Raw genomic sequence first — 18068 nt, forward strand, 5'->3', positions numbered from 1 at the left:
GCCAGCCCCCTTATCATGAAACTGAAGCTATTGTATTTGCTTTCGCCAATCTGCAGATTAAAAGGTAAGGATTACTTAATGTATCGGCGTCTTATGTTTAATTTTTTGCAGTATATAGATACTGTATGTCTTTACAAAACTTCATCTACATCTAGATTTTTATCTAAATAAGCTGAACGCGCTTATAAAGCGTTCAAGACATCACCCAACGTCAAATTTTAAAATAAAGAGTGAATAACTAGCTAGCACGGGTTTTCTTTGCCTTTTTTTTCTGCCTAGTAAATTTCTTAAACATTTAAGCTAAGGTGAGTTGCATTTAAAAGCAGCTAAATTGCAGTGTTTAAGACTTAAAAAACGCCAAATTGACAATAGAGAGTAACCGGGGCTTCTTTTGCCTTTTTTTTCCATTTGGTAAATTTCTTAATATTTATACTAAAAGAGCCCAAGAGAGGTGTCATTCCAGTGCTCCTTTTTTGTCATCCAAGTAGCTGACACTGGGATCTAGCCTTTATTATGCAGCCACTTGGTTGAAATTAAGTCTTCTGGATCCCAGTGTCAGCTACTTTCATGACATCATCATAAAGTAAAATGAGATCCCAGTGTCAGCTACTCGGATGACAGAAGAGGGCACTGGGATGACATCATATAGGCTACTTAGAGGACCCAAAAAGGGTGTCATTCCAGCGCGTGACGCTGGAATCCAGCCTTTATTATGCAGCCACTTGGTTGAAATTAAGTCTTCTGGATCCAAGTAGTCAAGCTAATCGGATGATACCATTGTGCTTGAGGTAAAATTGACTCCAGAATTTAATGGACTGCCTGCAAAAGCAAATGTTTGTATAAATTGCAAGCTTCGCAAGAAGGATTTATAACTTAAATTATATAAACAGACCTTACTTATTTTACTATCCCTGTTTACTTCCTGTAAAAAACATGTTACTAATGTATTGTATTTTGTAGTAGAATGGAGGAAATTTTGGCAGTTCCAAAAAGAAAAAAGTCAAAGTCAAGGCGTAATATGCATCGTTCTCATCATGCTATCCAGCCTAAGAATGTTGTGGTATGTTCAACAACTGGGGAATTCATGTTGCCTCACAATGTAGCAGTCGATGGCAGTTACAAAGGAAAACGAGTTTTCATTAAGCAACAGGCAGAATGACTATTATGATATGTTATCTACGGTCAATAATAATATAGTTATTGCACTTGACGCTATGGGGGGCGATTTTGCGCCTCTTTCCGTAATTCAGGGTGCTGGTTTTTTTTTGGATAATCTTGTTGACCCAGGCATTAAAGTTTTTTTTCATATTTATGGAGATAAGGAAGAAGTATCTCCTTTGCTTTTGAAATATAAAAAAGTAAGTAACAATTCTGAATTTACTCATTGTTCTGACAATGTTCTTGCAAATGACAAGCCATCTTTTGCGCTGAGACATCGTAAAGACTCAAGTATGAAAGCTGCAATTGTTGCAGTGAAAGAAGGTAAAGCTTTCGGAGTGGTATCTTCAGGCAACACCGGAGCGTTGATGGCAATTTCCAGATTTATTTTAGGAACATTACCAAATATTTATCGTCCTGCTATTGCCTCTATCTGTCCAACTAAGACAAAAAGCTTCGCTTTGCTTGACCTTGGTGCAAATCTTGATTGTAATGCCGACTCATTATTTCAATTTGCGTTAATGGGTAGTATATTTGCAAAAATAGCATTAAAAATTGACAATCCTGAAGTTGCTTTGCTAAATATCGGTACAGAAGAAGTTAAAGGTAATGACTCAGTGCGCGGCGCTTTTGAGTTGCTTAAAAACGCTTCTGGCATTAATTTCAAAGGATATATAGAGGCAAGTGAATTTTTAGAGGGTAATATAGATGTGATTGTTGCTGATGGTTTTGTTGGCAATGTAATGCTCAAAACGGCTGAGGCAACCGCTAGTACCTTTATCAATCTAATAAAGCAGGAAGTATTCAACTCGTGGATAGCGAAAATGCTTGTTGGTATATTGTTAAAATCCAAACTAAATAAAGCATTAACGCGTTTTAATCCCCAAATTAGAAATGGAGCTATGTTTTTAGGGCTGAATGGTATCATCATTAAAAGTCATGGAAATTCTGATGCTATTTCTTTTGCCCATGCCATAAAATTTGCAGTAAATGCAATTAGTGAAAATTTAAATCAAAAGATAATTAACGGGGTAAGTCATATTGAATAAGAGTTTCATATTAAGCACTGGATCTTACCTACCAAGAAAAATGCTGAGTAACAACGAAATTGCATCAATAGTTGAGACAAGCGATGAATGGATAAGGCAGAGAACAGGAATAGCTCAAAGGCATATAGCAGATGAAGGAGAATTAACGTCAGATCTAGCTGTAAATGCAGCAAAAAGTGCTATAGAAAAAGCTAAAATTTCAGTGGATGAAATTGACTTGATTATAGTTGCAACAACAACACCTGATAAAACTTTGCCTAGCTGTGCAACGATTGTACAAAGTAAGTTAAAATGTAAAAATGCATTTTCTTTTGATGTACAAGCAGCATGCTCTGGTTTTATATATGCAGTTACAGTTGCTGATTCGCTCATAAAATCTAACAATAGAATAAAATATGCGCTCGTTATTGGTGCTGAAATAATGTCTAGGATTGTTGACTGGGAAGATAGGTCAACTTGTGTACTCTTTGGTGATGGTGCTGGTGCAGTGATAATAAAATCAGAAATGGGTAGCAGCGGCATCATATCAACAAACTTACACTCTGATGGCAATGTGGACATACTATGTACGAACGGAGGGATATCCTCAACTGGTGATTCTGGAAAAATATGCATGAATGGAAGAGAAGTGTTTAAACATGCAGTGGATAAGTTAACAGCTTCAGTAGAGGAAACTCTGAAATGCAATAATTTGAAAATCACTGATATTGACTGGTTAATTCCCCATCAAGCAAACATTCGTATTATTGAAGCAGTAGTAAAGAAATTAGATTTTCCTATAGAGAAAGTGATTAATACCGTTGATAAGCATGCAAACACCTCAGCGGCATCAATTCCACTGGCCTTAGACTATGCAATACAAGAATCAAAAATAAAATCAGGAAATCTGGTACTGCTGATTTCAATAGGTGCAGGCCTGACCTGGGGTTCCGTGTTGCTGCACTATTAGACTTCCTGCATTACCTCCTGTCACCCAAGTACCCTCTCTTGTCATTCCAGCACCTCCTTCTCCTGTCATCCCAGTGCCCCCTTTTGTCATCCCAGTACTTGATACTGGGATCCAGACAAAAGAATGGTGTCATGAAAGTAGCTGATACTGGTTTCCATCCAAGAGGGCAGTAGCCCCTTCGTTGTCATTCCAGTGCTTGACAATGGAATCTAGACTTTAATTGTTATACTTGTAAATAATCTAGTGAAAATAAACGTTCATCTCAAATGCAGTATTTTTGTTGAAATAGCTCAACTGGATCCCAGTGTCTGGGCACTGGGATGACAAAAAAAGGAGCTCTGGAATGATAGCAGTCCTACGTCATACCGCGATTCATTCGCGGTATCCCTTAGCATAGATCCCGCTAACAAGTAGCGGGATGACGATTGTCAGGGTGTCATCCGAGTAGCCCCTTCGGTGTCATCCCAGTGCTTGACAGTTGTATCTTTATGATGTGAGGCATTAGAGCTAAAATACCTCACAGGGAGGGTGAAGCTGATGCGACGCTAATGCCATTAAGGCCGAATCCCAGATTTTGCTTCCCTCCCATAGAGTTAAAGACTGAACAGTATCTTTTGGAATTATATCCCGTATTACAAGGTTAGTCTAAACTCTCAGTTTATTTATAGTCTTGGAGGGAATTTTATGCAAGTAAATGCTATTTTGGGTGTGGATATTTCAAAAAAGAAATTTGATGTTTGTTAGTGGACAGTAAAAAACGACACAAAGTCTTTCAAAATAATCAAGATGGTTTTGCAAAACTTGTAGTTTGGTGCAATGGCCATGGAGCAAATCTTACTCATTTATGTCTTGAAGCAACTAGTTGGTATGGAGAAGATTTGGCTACTTTTATGCACGATTTAGGACATAATGTCAGTATAGTAAACCCAGAAAGCTTTTGGCAAAAGTGAGCTGCTCAGAAATAAGACAGATAAATCAGATGCAGCTATGATAGCTAGATTTTGTATCGCCAACAAACCTGCTCTTTGGAAGCCCATTGCACCTGAAATTAGGCATTTGAGGGAGCTTTACCGTTGCATGCAATCGCTAAAAGATGATAAGGTGCAACAGACGAATCGCTTGGAAAACAAAAATATGCATTCCAGTTGCAAAGAAGCTATATCTAAAGTAATTTTGGCAATAGAGGAGCAAATTATTGTTCTCGAAAAAGAAATTAATGAGCATATAAATAACTATCCACATCTAAAAAATATGGTGGAAAACCTTAAGACTATAAAAGGTATAGGATATCTTACTGCTGTTGCTGTTGTCGCAGAAATGCCATCAGTTGATAACTTTGACAATGCTAAACAATTTACAGCTTTTGCTGCCAAGACATTATCAATCGGGATCATCAGTAAGTAAGAGAAGTTGCATATGCAAAATAGGATCTGAGCGCGTCCGAAAAGCTCTTTATATGCCAGCTATAGTAGTCAAAAACCATAATAATCATTTTCAAAAGTTTTGTCAGCGTTTAGCAAGTAAAGGCAAATGTCCAAAAGTCATAGTTCTTGCGTTAATGCGAAAATTAATGCATGTATTTTTTGGTATTCTTAAAAATAATCAACCATTTAATTGTAATTTAGTTGGATAATTTGTTTGACAGCAGAGACAGTTGTAAGTTGGAAATGTGATATAAAAAGAAGCAAGAAGGAAGATAACTCTATAAAAATGTGGTTATCGCCAGGCTTGAGCGACCGTAAGACGGTAGTATTATAACATACGTAGATATCAAGGTACTCAAGCCTATCCTTCGAGACGTTTGAATAGTTGTTTGGGACATATATATGCACCCGTTTACAATCTTAAATTTTAACTTAAACTCTCGAGGTTCTTTATGGTTACATCTTATCAAAATTTTATTGGCATTGATATCGGAAAACTTGAATTTGTTACTGCAGTTAATGAACAAAAAGGTGTCATCAAATTTGACAATAGTTGTGTTGGTTGGAAACAATTCTACCAAAAATTTTCAAATATCTTGCCCAACTCCATGGTAATTTTAGAAGCTACAGGAGGTTATGAGCTTGGCTTATTGTATTTTCTTATTGATAGAAACATTGCTGTGCATCGTGCTAATACTCGTCAAGTTAAAAACTTCATTCTATCTCATGGAACTTTGGCAAAGACCGACAGTCTTGATGCAAAAGCGCTTGCCCAATATGGTTCTGAGCGTTGTGGACATCTGCAGCTATTTACACCTATCTCAAAAGAACAAACCACCTTGTTTGCACTTTGTCAGCGTCGTGACGATATTACGAAAATGCTTGTTCAAGAGAAGAATAGGCTAAAAACTCCTGGAAATGATTACATTAAGGAAAGTTGTCAACAAGCTATTGAATTCCTCAACAACCAGGTAGAAAAGCTTGATCAAGCTATACAAAAAATAGTCAATGAAAATCCTGAATTGCAACGATGCCAAAAAATTCTTGAAACAGTCCCTGGAATAGGTAGAAAAACCTCTCAATGTTTATTGTGTCTCATACCGGAACTTGGTTCTTTAAATAAAAGGCAAATTGCAAGCCTTGCAGGTGTTGCGCCTCATCCTAAGGAAAGTGGTAAAGCTATTGGCTACCGAAGGATTATAGGTGGAAGAAGTAACGTTCGTTCAAAGCTTTTTACAGCTGCCATGGCTGCTGCAAGGTCCAAATCTGCACTTGGTGCCTTTTATTCTAAGCTTATTGAAAGTGGTAAGAAAAAGATGGTGGCTATAACAGCTCTAATGCGTAAAATAATAGTGATTGCTAATGCAAGGCTTAAAGAAGCAGTTAATTTGCATATTTAAAAATTTACATAGCAATAACTGAAATTGGTTAATGAATATGCGCGTCCACACACATTAAAAGCGCATATTCATTAACTTAAGCAGAAATTGCTGTGGTGGCTGTTTGATACAAAATTCTGTTTCTATAACAAATGGGTTTTTATTGCCCATATGAAGTTGCAAAACTACAAATAAAAAATTTTTAAAAAAACATAGTTGATATCAAGTTTTATGTCATAATTAGGCTCAATTGATGTGGATATGTCAGGTTGAACGAGATGTACTATATACTCTTCACCTGGTTTTACTATGTGATCATTATTAATTATCGGTGTGCCAAGTAATTTCACCTGCTCATTTTGTATCAATCTTTGCGCTTTGCTGCGTGATATGTTGCACTTTTCAGCTATGTAGGTATCTAGCCTTAATTTCTCTTTATCATTATTAACACTTAAGGTTATTACTGAGTGATCTATAGTGACTTACCCCCGCGCCATTTCCCATGCTGCTTGAACATTTGGGTCTGTAAACATTGTTACACTAGACTCAATTTGCAGATCACCTTGTTTTTTAATATGGCAAATTGTTTGAGAGCCATCTTTCCAGTGGATTGTAACTTTATTATCAAAATTTCGTAATGTTGCCTCAACCTTTTTTTCTTTATTATCTTTTTCTTCCAGCTTAATAGATTCTAATAAATAATATAAAAATTCACTTGGTTTGCCGTTGATTTTTTCTTTCCATTCATCTGTTTTTTCTTGTTCAGGTAATTCTTTTTCCAATTTTGCATTTTCTTTCTCCAGTTCTTTCGTCCTTTTTATTGATCTTAATAGTCTATTTTTTTCTATTGCTTTTTTCTCTTCATCTCGCTGTTTGTCAAGAGGAGTAGCAGTAGTACTACCTTCAGGCTCTAAACTGCTATTAGGTTCATTTGATTGAGTTTGTTTATTTTTTAATTCTTCTAGTTCATCGGTTACTTTTTTTAATTTCTCCTCCGATTCCTTTTTTATCTTTTCTACTTCTTTTTGTTTCTTTTTCAACATATCGAGGAACTCGTTACCATTAGACTGCGTAGTTGATCGAAACCAGCCTACAAAGCGGCTTGGTTCAAATTGCTCAATCTTATCTTTAGCAATTTTAATAGCATTCTCCAACCTAGAAAAAGTACCTTTAATATCTAGTGAATTTGCTTTTTCTGCCAATGCCTTAGCATCATTTAAAACGGCCAAGATTTCCTTATGCAACTCATCTAAATGTAACTTATCTAAATCTTTTTTAATATCTTCTCTAATCCCCTGTAGATGAACAAGTGTTTCTTGAATTTTATCATTTGCAGGTTCTAAAAGTTTTTCATCAATAGATGTTTTAGCTTCAACTAAGAACTTATCGAATAAATCACTTATTTTATCTGTGAAATCAGTCAAGTGCTTATCAAGTAATTTTATTAACCGAGATATAGGATCATTCTCCTCCTCACTTTCAAATTTATTCTCCACTACCGATACAATCGTACCACTTCTGAATGGGAGTAGAATATCCATATTGTTAAATTTTTTAACGATATTATGTGCGTTATTTACTTCATTATTTTTTAACTTACTTAGTGCTATACATACTCCAGCGATGAAAATAGCACTCACAAATGCAATGAAACCCCATTCTGCCCAACCCTGAACATTGGCAAAACTAAATTTATTTTGTATCAATGCACCAACTACAATTAGACCACTTAGCACATATGGCACAGTAAGCAAAATAACTTTATTTCTATTCTCTTGTCTTTTGTTTTCCAATATCTCTCCCTGTTTTCCAGAAACTGGTAAAACTATTGAAAAACCTTGTTTTTTATCAACCAAATCAGGAACAATTTCTATTGTTAATGCATTTTGAGCGATCTCATTTATTTCATCACTTTTTCCACCTCTAATCTTTTCATCTATTGGGCTATCACCATCTTTTGATTTCTCATCTTTTATCTCTTGCCTGTTCATATATTTTATAGCAAGAGAGGCCACAAGAATTATCCCAAGAATAACAGAAGCATAAACATAGGCTGGCATTATTCGTGAATTAAGAATGTTTGTGATGAAACTTACATCACTATCAGTTATCATGACTGCAGCAACATAGGCTAGAGAAAATTGAAGCCAAGTGTTTACAAATGCTATAGGTAGGGTATTATTTACAGAATATTTTTTTGCTGCATGCCACAATTGAGTGGGGTACCCAATGACGTTGTTTAGCTGAGTTACCCCGTGATCTATCTTAAAATTACGAGAGTCTTCTTTAGTACTTTCAGTCACAAATTTCCTTACATTTCAATTTAATTAATTATATATTAATAACACTTTAAAATCAAGCTTTTTAACTTATGCCAAGGCCTATTAGAGCGCACTTTATTAATCTTTACGTAACGATTTGTTAACCAAATTGAATGTGTGCCATATGTTTTTAGATTGGTGTATTTAATAGCTCTAGTATTACAAACTGAATAGTCGAATTCACTTAATTGAATTATCAGATCAACACTATTACAGTTTCTCAAGATATCTTCTTCCTTATAAGCTAGCAACACTGATTTATTATTTCCTTTATTATATATGCAGCCATAATCGTTACACTTTAGCCTTTTATCTGAGTTATTGTATTTTTTATGATTCAAAATTTGATTCTGCCCATTTTGCTTCGCCCATGTTTTGACAACAAAGTTCCTATTTTTTCTGGTGAGAGAATATAGTAAGTTATCACTTTCTTTTACAGCAATATTGTCGCTACTCACTAAAATATTAGGAGTTTTATATGTGGCACTAAAACAAATACCCAGCACAATAAAGAAAATTCCGAAGAAACGTCAATTTCTTTCCCACAAGCACAGCCACAATAAACCAAGTGTTATTATAATAATTGATGATGCAGGAAAAGTACGAATGGAAATAACCAAATACTGAAGACTAGCGATTGCATTTGTTATATACAAAATACTGTCAATTGGGCGCTCTATAAATGGCGCTATAATCCATTCAATACCTAAAGGAATCAACAAAACATAAATTATTCCAAGTGGAATAATAATTAATGTAACTATTGGTATAGCAACTAAATTTGTGATAATGCCACTAATTGAAAAATAATTAAAATTGTATATCGTATACGGAACAGTTGCTAAACTTGCTATTACTGAGCTGGTCATTATCGATACAAAATATTTCATTATTTTTATTTTGAACAATTTATTAGCATTAATTTGATAACTGGCAACCAGTGCCAAAACAGCAGAAAATGACATCTGAAAGCCTGGCTTTAAAATTGCTTCTGGTTCTACTGAGAGTATCACTGAAGCAGCAAACGCAATTGCTATTAACCCTCGATATTTTCTCTCTATCATTATTGCAACGAGTACTAAAATCACCATGATGTAGGCACGCTGAGCAGAAATTTGCATACCGGTAACCAACAAATAAAACCTGGTTGGCAAGATAGTAAGGAATGCAGATATTTTCTTGGTGTTATACTTAAGAGTAAAAGTTTCAGATATTGCGAATAAATTACGAAACACTACAAAAAACAGACCAGCAACAAATGATAAATGCAAACCAGATATGGCAAACAAATGTGCTATACCTGAATCTCGTATCGCTTCCATAGTTTTTTGATCTATGCCATCTTTTTTACCGATCAGTAATGCAGAGATTATATCCGCATGTGGTTTTTTGATATTTTGCTGCAGGTTTTCATAAATGTATTGACGGAAAGATTCTATATATTCTTGAAATTTCCTTGCTTCAGCCTTTTTGTGCAAAGCTATTTTGCTTGTTGCAAAGCCTGTTGCACTTATTTTCTGGTAATATGCTATTCTTGCAAAATCGTATGCATACTCCGAAGGCGCAATCTTTATAGGGAAGAGTTTTGCTGATAATTTTACTTGATCGCCTATTTTAATGCCTTTTTCCACTTTGGTTCTAACTGATATTCTGATGTTATCTAGAGCTCTATCCGGTGTCATTCCAGCGCGTGACGCTGGAATCCATATCTTTTTTTTCTGGATCCCAGTATCAAGTACTGGGATGACAAAAGGGGGCACTGGGATGACAGAAGAGGCTGCTGGGATGACAGAAGAGGGCGCTGGGATGACAGAAGAGGATTTTGAGATAGTAGGGGATTTTTCAACAGAAAGCAGAAATTGTTTATATGAGCCCTTGTCGTTAATATCCTTCACTGTGGCAACGATATCTTTTTCATATCTCTCTTTATCAAGAATTTGAGTATCAACTAAAGCTGTTCTTAATTTACTAGCTGTGAATCCTATGAGCACTGCAATTAAAGCGATACACAATATCGCGTACCTTTTATACAATATTGCAATCAAAATTAGTGTGGGTAAAAGCAAAAGAAAAATAGATATGCAGCTTGGTTCAAAACTTAGGGAAAAATAGGTTAAAATCCCTACACACTGAAAAACAGGAAACCACAGTATCAAGTTATATTTTTCATTGCGTAGGTTATGACGTATATAACTAACTATTATGTCAAAGAAAGTTAGTAAACATATCGACATGTGACTGTGACGCAATTTTATTCTTTTATTTTCTATTATTGTATATATAATAACTAAATAAGCAACGACGCGGGATGGAGCAGCTCGGTAGCTCGTCAGGCTCATAACCTGAAGGCCGTAGGTTCAAATCCTACTCCCGCAACCATTTTTAAGGATATAGTTGTTCCACTTTCCAATTGCTTTCTTCAATAAGAGTATATCTAAACCTAGTGTGTCTCCTATATTCACCTTCTTGCCAAAATTCAATTACTTTTGGGACTACGCAAAATCCCACCCAAAAGTCAGGACGAGAAACTTGTGTGTTGTAAAATTCCTTCTCCTTCAATTTGATGGCTTGCTCAAAATCTTGCCAATCTTTCAGAATGCTCGATTGTTTTGAGCACCATGCGCTAATTTGACTACCCAGCGCTCGAGAAGAGAAGTATTTGTCAGTTCTTTCATCGTTTAGAAGTTTAACCTCTCCTTCAATTCGCACTTGCCTAGCAAATTCTATCCAATGAAACACTAACGCAGCTTTGGGGTTCTCAGTCAATTCTTTCCCTTTTTTACTGTTTATGTTAGTGAAAAACACAAAACCTTCTTTACTATATTCCTTTAGTAATACTACTCTTGCAGATGGAATGCAGTCTTTGCTACAAGTTGCTAGCGTCATTGCAGTTGGTTGTTTACACGGAGAATTAAGTACTGCTTTGTACCACTTTGAAAACAAATCAAATGGATCTTTTTCAGGTGAAAATATCATATCAAAAAATAAAATCTTAATTCTGGCACGCGTTGCAAAAATAAGTGCTACGGCCATTTTGTCGTATAAGTGTTATGATATTATTGCAAATCTTGCAAGGTTTTTGAACTTTACCATATACGTAAAAGTTATTTTGAAAGTATCCAGCAGATCCAGATGGCTGTGCATAATCTTTCAGTGTTGAGCCGCCTGCAGCAATTGCGTCACTCAGAGTATTTTTTATTTCAGCAGCAAGTTTTTCGCACTCTCTATAGGTCAAGTCTTTTGCTGACCTGAGTGGTGATATGCGAGCTCTAAACAAGCTCTCAGAAGCATATATGTTGCCTACGCCAACTATTGATTTATTGTCCATTAATGCTGATTTGATATTTGCTTTTTTGTTTTTCAGCAACTCCTGTAAATAGTCTCCACTGAATTCATCCGTGAGGGGCTCTATTCCAAAACCATCAAAAAAATTTATTTCTTGTTCTTTGCTTAAAATAATAACTAATCCAAATCTTCTTGGATCATTAAAGATTATTGAAGTATTTTCGGAAAATAAAAATACCACGTGATCGTGCTTATTCCGCACTTGATCGTGGTCAGCATATATAAGCTTTCCGCTCATGCCAAGATGTATGATTACAGCCATACTATCATCTGTATTCCAGATGGTATACTTACCTCTACGCTTGATGTCGCTTATAACTTTGCCCTTTAGCATATCATCAATATTTTTTGTTATTGGGGTACGTAAATTCCAATTATTCACTATAACATTACTGATTTGCTTGTTTTTAATTTTATCAAGCAAAAAATTAGAGATTACTTCCACTTCCGGTAGTTCTGGCATGATACCTCCTTCAAAACTTAAGTTTCTGATGGTAATTTTGTCGTTAAAGCTTCCTCAAATACGTTTGGGTATTCTGCGGTGCTTTCTCCTAAAAATTCCTCACCATAAACGAGTTTTGAAAGGGTTCTCTGTCTACTCTGTTGCTGCTTTTTTCTTTTCAAAATATTTTGCTTTAAAGCTTTCGCTAATCTTTTTTTCTCCTCTTCTTTTTCCTTATTCCTTTTTGTGTTATTCATTATCATAATATATAAACTTGCCGTTGTAGCTCAGGTGGTAGAGTACGTCATTGGTAATGACGAGGTCCCAAGTTCGAGTCTTGGTAACGGCACACTGATTATATTTATAATATTGCATAACTTGTAAGCAAGGCTTAAAAGAAAGTTACAGAGGTAAGTTGTCATGCTTTTTCCATATCCTTTCTACCTTCTTGTTTTTGAGTAGCTCTAATGCTTTACAAAAGTGATGCCTTGTTTTACTTGGCACTATTATATCATCAATGTAACCATACGATGCAGCAAAAAATGGATTAGCAAATTTCTCTTTATATTCTTTGATTAATGTTTGCTGGTCTTTTTCATGCCTAAATATAATTTCAACTGCACTTTCAGGGCCCATTACAGCTATTTCAGCAGTTGGCCAAGCATAATTTATGTCACCTTTTAGATGTTTCGAATTCATAACAATGTATGCACCACCATACGCTTTTCTAGTGATAAGGCTAATTTTTGGCACGGTCGCTTCAGCGTAAGCGTAAAGCAGTTTCGCTCCGTGTTGTATTATATTATTGTATTCTTGATTTGTACCCGGCAGAAATCCTGGAACATCAATAAGTGTGATGATGGGAATGTTAAATGCGTCACAGAATCTTACAAACCTCGCAGCTTTTCTTGAAGAATCAATATCCAAACATCCTGCAAGGTGCATAGGTTGATTTGCAACAATACCGACAGTATTTCCTCCAATTCTACCAAAACCAGTTATGATATTACGAGCAAAATCAGGTTTCAGTTCAAAGAAATTCCTTCCATCACAAACTTTTTCAATGAGTTCATACATATCATAAGGAGTATTGGGATTGGTAGGAATTAGAGTGTTTAAGGATTCATCAATGTCGTCAACATCATTGCAGATTGGTGCAGATTTTGGTGATTCTTGATTATTTGCTGGTAAGAAAGTAAAGAATTCACGCATTTTTAGCAGCATTTCAACATCATTATTGAATGCAAAATCCGCTACTCCTGTTTTGCTTGTATGAATTTTTGCTCCACCGAGGTCTTCGAAACTTACATCTTCGTAGGTAACCTTTTTTACTACATCTGGCCCGGTTATAAATATATATGAACTGTTTTTCACCATGAAAGTAAAGTCAGTTAATGCTGGGGAATAAACTGCACCTCCTGCACATGGACCCATAATTAAAGAAATTTGTGGTATAACACCCGATGCATTTACGTTCCTTTGAAAGATTTCTCCATAACCAGCAAGGGAATTTACTCCCTCCTGAATTCTGGCTCCACCAGAGTCATTTAGTCCGATAATTGGAACTCTGGCATTAATTGCCATATCCATAATTTTGCATATTTTTTTTGCATGTGATGCACCAAGTGAACCACCAAAGACAGTAAAATCCTGAGAATAAACAAAAACTTTTCTGCCATAAATAGTACCATGACCAATCACTACTCCATCACCTAAAAAATTAGCATTTTGCATGCCAAAATCATTTGCATGATGTTTTACGAATTTATCGTATTCTGCAAAAGAACTTTCATCGAGCAATATACTGAGCCTTTCTCTAGCAGTTAATTTCCCTTTTTCGTGTTGTTTATTGATTCTGTTAGAACCGCCTCCTTTTTCAGCTTCTAGTGCTTTGGTTTTTAGATTTTCTAGTATTTCAAAGTCTTGCATACAATAAAGTAGTTTTCAAATTAGTTGTAGTATACATTACCTTATTGAGCTCATAAAGACTAGATTTTCTTACCAGCTATACACATACAAACCATTTCTGTCATTCTATCCATAGAACCCAGTTTTAAAGGATCTGGGTCAAGCGCACAACTGTACGAACATTGTGATTTGAGAACAATCTCCGCCAGGAAGGGTGTCATCCCAGTGCTTGACACTGGGATCCAGAAAACTTAACTTTAAATGAGCACACCAGGTGAATGTACAATAAGAACTGGATTCCAGCGTCAAGCGCTGGAATGACAATTTCGGTTGCTTTACTATGTATATCAACTACTCACACTCTGGTCATTGCTCTTAGGATGCTGGACATTAGCATTGTCTACAGAAGAAAGAGGAGGCTTGCTTTGCACAAAACTTTTAGCAGCTTCAACAACCTTGCTTATACGTGGTTCTTTTTCTAGCTCTTCACGGTACTTTGAGAAGATTTCACAACTTTTATCATCCATATGTACTGTCATTGCACCAAAACTCTCAGCTTTTTTAGAAGATAAAATCATTTCAATCTTTTCATCATTATCTACTTTAAAAGTCATTTTTACTTTGCCTTTCATATCGCAATATTGTCCGTTTTTTATTCGGATTACATTATCTCCTTCTCCCATTTGTAATGCACCATATTCTAAGTTCTTAAATTCCTTTAAGTTCATAAATTTTGCAGGAGTGATCACACTTTCTTCTGGACATTTTACGCAATAAAATGCATTATCTCTTTGTACTACAATATCTTCTTCTTCACCATTTTCAATGCTTTTACGCACAATTTGTCTTAGATCTGACAAGTAGTTGTCGTGTTTTTTCTGTGTCTTTACTGGCAATAATTCCCAATTTTTTTGCTCACATCAGTGCCTGTTGAAACTAGAGCGGACATTTCTAACCAAAGAAGCATTAGTTTGCTTTTTCCAATCTCAGTAACGTTTTTATCTTTATTCATGAGGTGGCATAAAATCCATATCGAAGAATCTATTACTGATGACTTTTCTCCTTCTGAGAATATATCAATATGACATGGTATGCTAAACATGCAATTATTCTCTTTTGCGCCTTTTATGGATTTTTGAAATCTCTTTGCTAAGTTTTCTATGGCTTCATCGTTGGATAGACGTCCCGATTCGTTATATGATATAAAAGCATCATATATTTTATGCAATGTATTTGAGATGTTTTTTTCCATATGTTGATTAACATGTCCATATATTGTCGTCTCTTCCGAACACTCTGTATCTTTATGTATATGATTTTGTTGCTTTAATTCTTCTCTATCTACACTTTCTATTTGCTCTGACACTAGCATAACCACCTCCTATTTTACATAATGAAATAAAAAATTCTAACTATATTATGCTTATATAATCTACGAAGTCAATAGTTAAATTGCAAAATTTTGGTTATAATCTACTTTACATAGAAGATGCCCTTGAATTATGCTAAAAATCGCCATAGTAGGCCTACCAAATGCTGGAAAATCGACCCTATTCAACAGATTAGTGGGAAGAAAAGCGGCAGTAGTGAGTAACATTCCAGGGGTGACGAGAGATAGGCGAGAGGGAATAGGGAGAATTAGCGATTTGGAGTTTAAAGTTATAGATACAGGAGGATGGAACGACCAAACTAGTTTTTCACTACAAGTTATTGAGCAAATAGAGTTTTCTTTATCCAGTTCAAACATAATTTTCTTTCTTGTTGATGCAAAAGTGCAAAATGAGCGAAACAAAGAATTTGCAAAGTGGCTGAAGAGAAAAATAAATAAACCTGTAATACTAGTAGCAAATAAATGCGAGAGTCATAAATCCGAAAATGTTGATTATTTGCAGTTTTTTGATTTTCTTGGCCCGGTATATATCTCAGCCGAGCATAATCTTGGCATGGTTGATCTTTATGATGCGTTGGCTAGTGTTATTGAAAATATCAGTGCAAATAGTCCTCCTTTCGGTGTCATTCCAGTGCTTGACACTGGAATCCAGAAAAAAAATAGTATGGATCCCAGTGTCAAGCACTGGGATGACAATAAGAGCTCTAATGAGTCCGGTAAATTAAGAATTTCGATAATCGGTCGCCCAAACGTAGGCAAGTCAACTTTTTTAAATGGTTTACTTGCAGAAAACAGACTAATAACAAGTTCAGAGCCAGGTACCACACGTGATTCTGTGGATATTACATATGATCATGATGGAGAGTTAATTACTCTAATTGACACTGCCGGAATCCGCAGAAAGGCAAATGTTATAGATGAATTAGAATCAAGATTTGTTGAGAAAAGCATGGAATCAATCAAGCGCTCTCATGTGGTAGTTTTAATGCTAGACTCCCTAGTTGGTATTGAGCAGCAGGATTTATCAATTGGTGAAGCTGCAATTAAGGGAGGGAAAGGGATTATTGTTGTTTTAAATAAGTGGGATTTAATAGGTAAGGATGACAGAAGCAAGTTAATAAAATTTGTCAAACAACAGGAAGTGACTCGGTTATTCTTGGAAGTGCCAACTATAACAATTTCTGCGTTAAAAGGCATGCGCTGCAGTGATGTGATAGATAAGTGTCTTGAAGTGAGTGAATCCTTGAACAAGAAGATCAGCACTGCAAAACTGAATAAGTGGCTCATAGATACTGTAGGAAAACATTCTCACCCGCTTGTAAAAGGCAAAGCAGTTAAAATGAAGTATATCGCTCAAATTGGTACTAAACCTCCAGCTTTTTCTTTGATATGTAACATACCTGAAAGTGTTGATGAAAGTTACAAACGCTATTTAATTAATGACCTTAGAAAAAATTTCTTTGCTGAAGGCGTGCCAGTTAGATTACTTTTGAAAAAAAATAAAAATCCCTATGTAAAATGAATACTCTGCTTTATACTTTCAGGGATAATTTACTTAAAGTTATGTGTAATAATTCCAGAATTCCTGCAATCTTTCTGCTGTCGAGTGCCGCTGCTCTAATTTTTGCATATGTGCTAGAATATTTTTTCAACATGCTGCCATGCAAGTTATGTACATACGAGCAGGTAGTTTACTATGTTGCAGGGTTACTTGCAGTAGTATGCATGCTTAAAGACAACAAAATTCTAATCTATGCAATGTTTTGCAGTTACCTCGTAGGGGCAATAATATCTTTTTATCATGTAGGTCTTGAACTCCACTTATTTCATGATGTTTTAGGTTGTACAGAGCAAGCAAGTGGTAACGTTAGTATAGAAGAGCTCAGAAATAATCTACTAAATCCTAATTACTCTCCATCTTGTGACAGACCTCATTACGTTCTAGGTGTTTCCTTAGCAACATGGAATCTAATTTATCTCATAGTAGCTCTGTTCGTATCAAGTAAGGTGTGTTGTGGAGAAAGAAAGAAATCTAAATAATTTAAGGTACAGCAACAATCAGTTCTTGCAACAGGCAATTAGAGTAGATCACGCTGGAGAATATGGAGCTATTTGCATTTATTCTGGTCAAAAATTTATTCTTAAAAAATCTTCTATAATCAATGAAATAATTGAAATGGAAGAGCAGGAAAAAAAGCATTTTCACTATTTTAATGAGAAAATCAAAGAGCAAAAAGTTCGTCCTACTGTTTTGTTGCCAGTTTGGCGTGTTTTAGGAGTGTCGCTTGGCGTTGCAACTGCCATTATGGGCAAAAAAGCTGCTATGGCTTGCACTGCTGCAGTTGAGGAAGTGATAGGAGAGCATTACAGGGAGCAAGTTTCACATTTAGAAGATGGGGAATTAAGAGAAACTATAAGTAAATTTCGCGACGAGGAATTAAAGCACAAAGATATTGCAATTCAGCACAATGCTGAAAGCGCATTTGGCTACAACATTTTATCTTCATTCATAAAAACAGGCTGCAAAGCTGCTATTTACTTGTCTAAGTTAATTTAACTAAGCAGCTTTCTTAAAGTGTTTTAAATGTTTTGATAACAATAGAAACCAGAAAGAAATTCAAGTGTAACAATTATTTTATAACTATATTTACATATCACCATTATTAATCAATAATTAGTATTTGTAAATTAACTATATCCAGA

At 35.4% G+C, this 18068-nt stretch carries 17 protein-coding genes, 2 tRNA genes and 3 pseudogenes; 10 read left to right on the plus strand and 12 right to left on the minus strand.

From position 1 onward, the window contains the following. Positions 1-565: 565 nt before the first annotated feature. Complete coding sequence (locus OPR57_RS01485; RefSeq protein ID WP_265036915.1) at positions 566-751, minus strand: WPE palindromic element domain-containing protein; 186 nt, start codon at positions 749-751, stop codon at positions 566-568. Between the two features lie 225 nt (positions 752-976). On the opposite strand from OPR57_RS01485, the gene rpmF reads away from it, so the two are divergent. The 3 genes from rpmF to OPR57_RS01500 are packed head-to-tail and all read left to right on the plus strand — an operon-like array spanning position 977 to position 3156. Then, positions 977-1159, plus strand: coding sequence for a 50S ribosomal protein L32 (gene rpmF, locus OPR57_RS01490; RefSeq protein ID WP_082860917.1), 183 nt, complete (start codon positions 977-979; stop codon positions 1157-1159). Positions 1160-1169: 10 nt separating this feature from the next. Next, the gene (gene plsX / locus OPR57_RS01495; protein WP_265037489.1) at positions 1170-2207 is read left to right on the plus strand and encodes a phosphate acyltransferase PlsX; all 1038 of its coding nucleotides are present in this window, start codon (positions 1170-1172) and stop codon (positions 2205-2207) included. After that, positions 2200-3156, plus strand: a complete 957-nt coding sequence (locus OPR57_RS01500) for a beta-ketoacyl-ACP synthase III (RefSeq protein ID WP_265036916.1) — start codon at positions 2200-2202, stop codon at positions 3154-3156. Before plsX ends, OPR57_RS01500 begins: the two co-directional genes overlap by 8 nt. On the opposite strand, the gene OPR57_RS01505 is transcribed toward OPR57_RS01500, so the two are convergent. Then, entirely contained in the window at positions 3109-3246 is a 138-nt protein-coding gene (locus tag OPR57_RS01505; protein ID WP_265036917.1) for a hypothetical protein, read from the minus strand. The genes OPR57_RS01500 and OPR57_RS01505 overlap by 48 nt on opposite strands. A 594-nt stretch (positions 3247-3840) precedes the next feature. Between OPR57_RS01505 and OPR57_RS08135 the strand changes: the two are divergent. Continuing rightward, positions 3841-4789 (plus strand): annotated as a pseudogene (locus OPR57_RS08135) (IS110 family transposase). Between the two features lie 243 nt (positions 4790-5032). Next, positions 5033-5980, plus strand: a complete 948-nt coding sequence (locus OPR57_RS01525) for an IS110 family transposase (RefSeq protein WP_265035888.1) — start codon at positions 5033-5035, stop codon at positions 5978-5980. A 191-nt stretch (positions 5981-6171) separates the two neighbouring features. On the opposite strand, the pseudogene OPR57_RS07675 reads toward OPR57_RS01525, so the two are convergent. The 3 genes and pseudogenes from OPR57_RS07675 to OPR57_RS01540 form a co-directional block, all read right to left on the minus strand. Continuing rightward, a pseudogene (locus OPR57_RS07675) lies at positions 6172-6369 on the minus strand (RluA family pseudouridine synthase); the annotation flags it as partial. A 72-nt stretch (positions 6370-6441) separates the two neighbouring features. After that, positions 6442-8172: a hypothetical protein gene (locus OPR57_RS01530; protein ID WP_265036918.1), complete on the minus strand. Its 1731-nt coding sequence runs from the start codon at positions 8170-8172 to the stop codon at positions 6442-6444. Positions 8173-8297: 125 nt separating this feature from the next. Continuing rightward, positions 8298-10514 (minus strand): annotated as a pseudogene (locus tag OPR57_RS01540) (ComEC/Rec2 family competence protein). Between the two features lie 68 nt (positions 10515-10582). On the opposite strand from OPR57_RS01540, the gene OPR57_RS01545 reads away from it, so the two are divergent. Then, positions 10583-10659, plus strand: a tRNA-Met gene (locus OPR57_RS01545). A gap of 3 nt (positions 10660-10662) precedes the next feature. Here the strand turns inward: OPR57_RS01545 and pdxH are convergent. From pdxH to OPR57_RS01560, 3 genes are read right to left on the minus strand one after another with little or no spacing between them, the layout of a single operon-like run. Then, positions 10663-11256 (minus strand): pyridoxamine 5'-phosphate oxidase, encoded by a 594-nt coding sequence (gene pdxH / locus OPR57_RS01550; RefSeq protein WP_265037491.1) that lies wholly within the window; start codon positions 11254-11256, stop codon positions 10663-10665. Positions 11257-11272: 16 nt separating this feature from the next. Beyond that, positions 11273-12088, minus strand: a complete 816-nt coding sequence (mutM, locus tag OPR57_RS01555) for a bifunctional DNA-formamidopyrimidine glycosylase/DNA-(apurinic or apyrimidinic site) lyase (protein WP_265036922.1) — start codon at positions 12086-12088, stop codon at positions 11273-11275. Between the two features lie 17 nt (positions 12089-12105). Further along, entirely contained in the window at positions 12106-12324 is a 219-nt protein-coding gene (locus OPR57_RS01560) for a hypothetical protein (RefSeq protein WP_265036923.1), read from the minus strand. A gap of 19 nt (positions 12325-12343) precedes the next feature. Here OPR57_RS01560 and OPR57_RS01565 point away from each other — a divergent pair. Continuing rightward, positions 12344-12416 (plus strand) — tRNA-Thr (locus OPR57_RS01565). 53 nt (positions 12417-12469) lie between these two features. Here OPR57_RS01565 and OPR57_RS01570 read toward each other — a convergent pair. The 4 genes from OPR57_RS01570 to OPR57_RS01585 form a co-directional block, all read right to left on the minus strand. Beyond that, complete coding sequence (locus OPR57_RS01570) at positions 12470-13996, minus strand: acyl-CoA carboxylase subunit beta (RefSeq protein WP_265036925.1); 1527 nt, start codon at positions 13994-13996, stop codon at positions 12470-12472. 59 nt (positions 13997-14055) lie between these two features. After that, positions 14056-14196 (minus strand): hypothetical protein, encoded by a 141-nt coding sequence (locus OPR57_RS01575; protein WP_265036927.1) that lies wholly within the window; start codon positions 14194-14196, stop codon positions 14056-14058. A 126-nt stretch (positions 14197-14322) separates the two neighbouring features. Further along, entirely contained in the window at positions 14323-14871 is a 549-nt protein-coding gene (locus OPR57_RS01580; RefSeq protein WP_265036929.1) for a hypothetical protein, read from the minus strand. Continuing rightward, entirely contained in the window at positions 14862-15347 is a 486-nt protein-coding gene (locus tag OPR57_RS01585; protein ID WP_265036931.1) for a hypothetical protein, read from the minus strand. Before OPR57_RS01585 ends, OPR57_RS01580 begins: the two co-directional genes overlap by 10 nt. Before the next feature lie 130 nt (positions 15348-15477). On the opposite strand from OPR57_RS01585, the gene der reads away from it, so the two are divergent. The 3 genes from der to OPR57_RS01600 are packed head-to-tail and all read left to right on the plus strand — an operon-like array spanning position 15478 to position 17922. After that, positions 15478-16887, plus strand: coding sequence for a ribosome biogenesis GTPase Der (gene der, locus OPR57_RS01590; protein WP_265036933.1), 1410 nt, complete (start codon positions 15478-15480; stop codon positions 16885-16887). Beyond that, complete coding sequence (locus tag OPR57_RS01595) at positions 16884-17405, plus strand: disulfide bond formation protein B (protein WP_320157502.1); 522 nt, start codon at positions 16884-16886, stop codon at positions 17403-17405. The genes der and OPR57_RS01595 overlap by 4 nt, the downstream gene beginning before the upstream one ends. Further along, on the plus strand, positions 17380-17922 hold the full coding sequence (locus OPR57_RS01600; RefSeq protein ID WP_265036937.1) for a demethoxyubiquinone hydroxylase family protein: 543 nt from the start codon (positions 17380-17382) through the stop codon (positions 17920-17922). Before OPR57_RS01595 ends, OPR57_RS01600 begins: the two co-directional genes overlap by 26 nt. Positions 17923-18068 lie beyond the last annotated feature (146 nt).

The organism is Wolbachia endosymbiont (group A) of Anomoia purmunda (genome assembly GCF_947251545.1).
GTDB lineage: Bacteria > Pseudomonadota > Alphaproteobacteria > Rickettsiales > Anaplasmataceae > Wolbachia.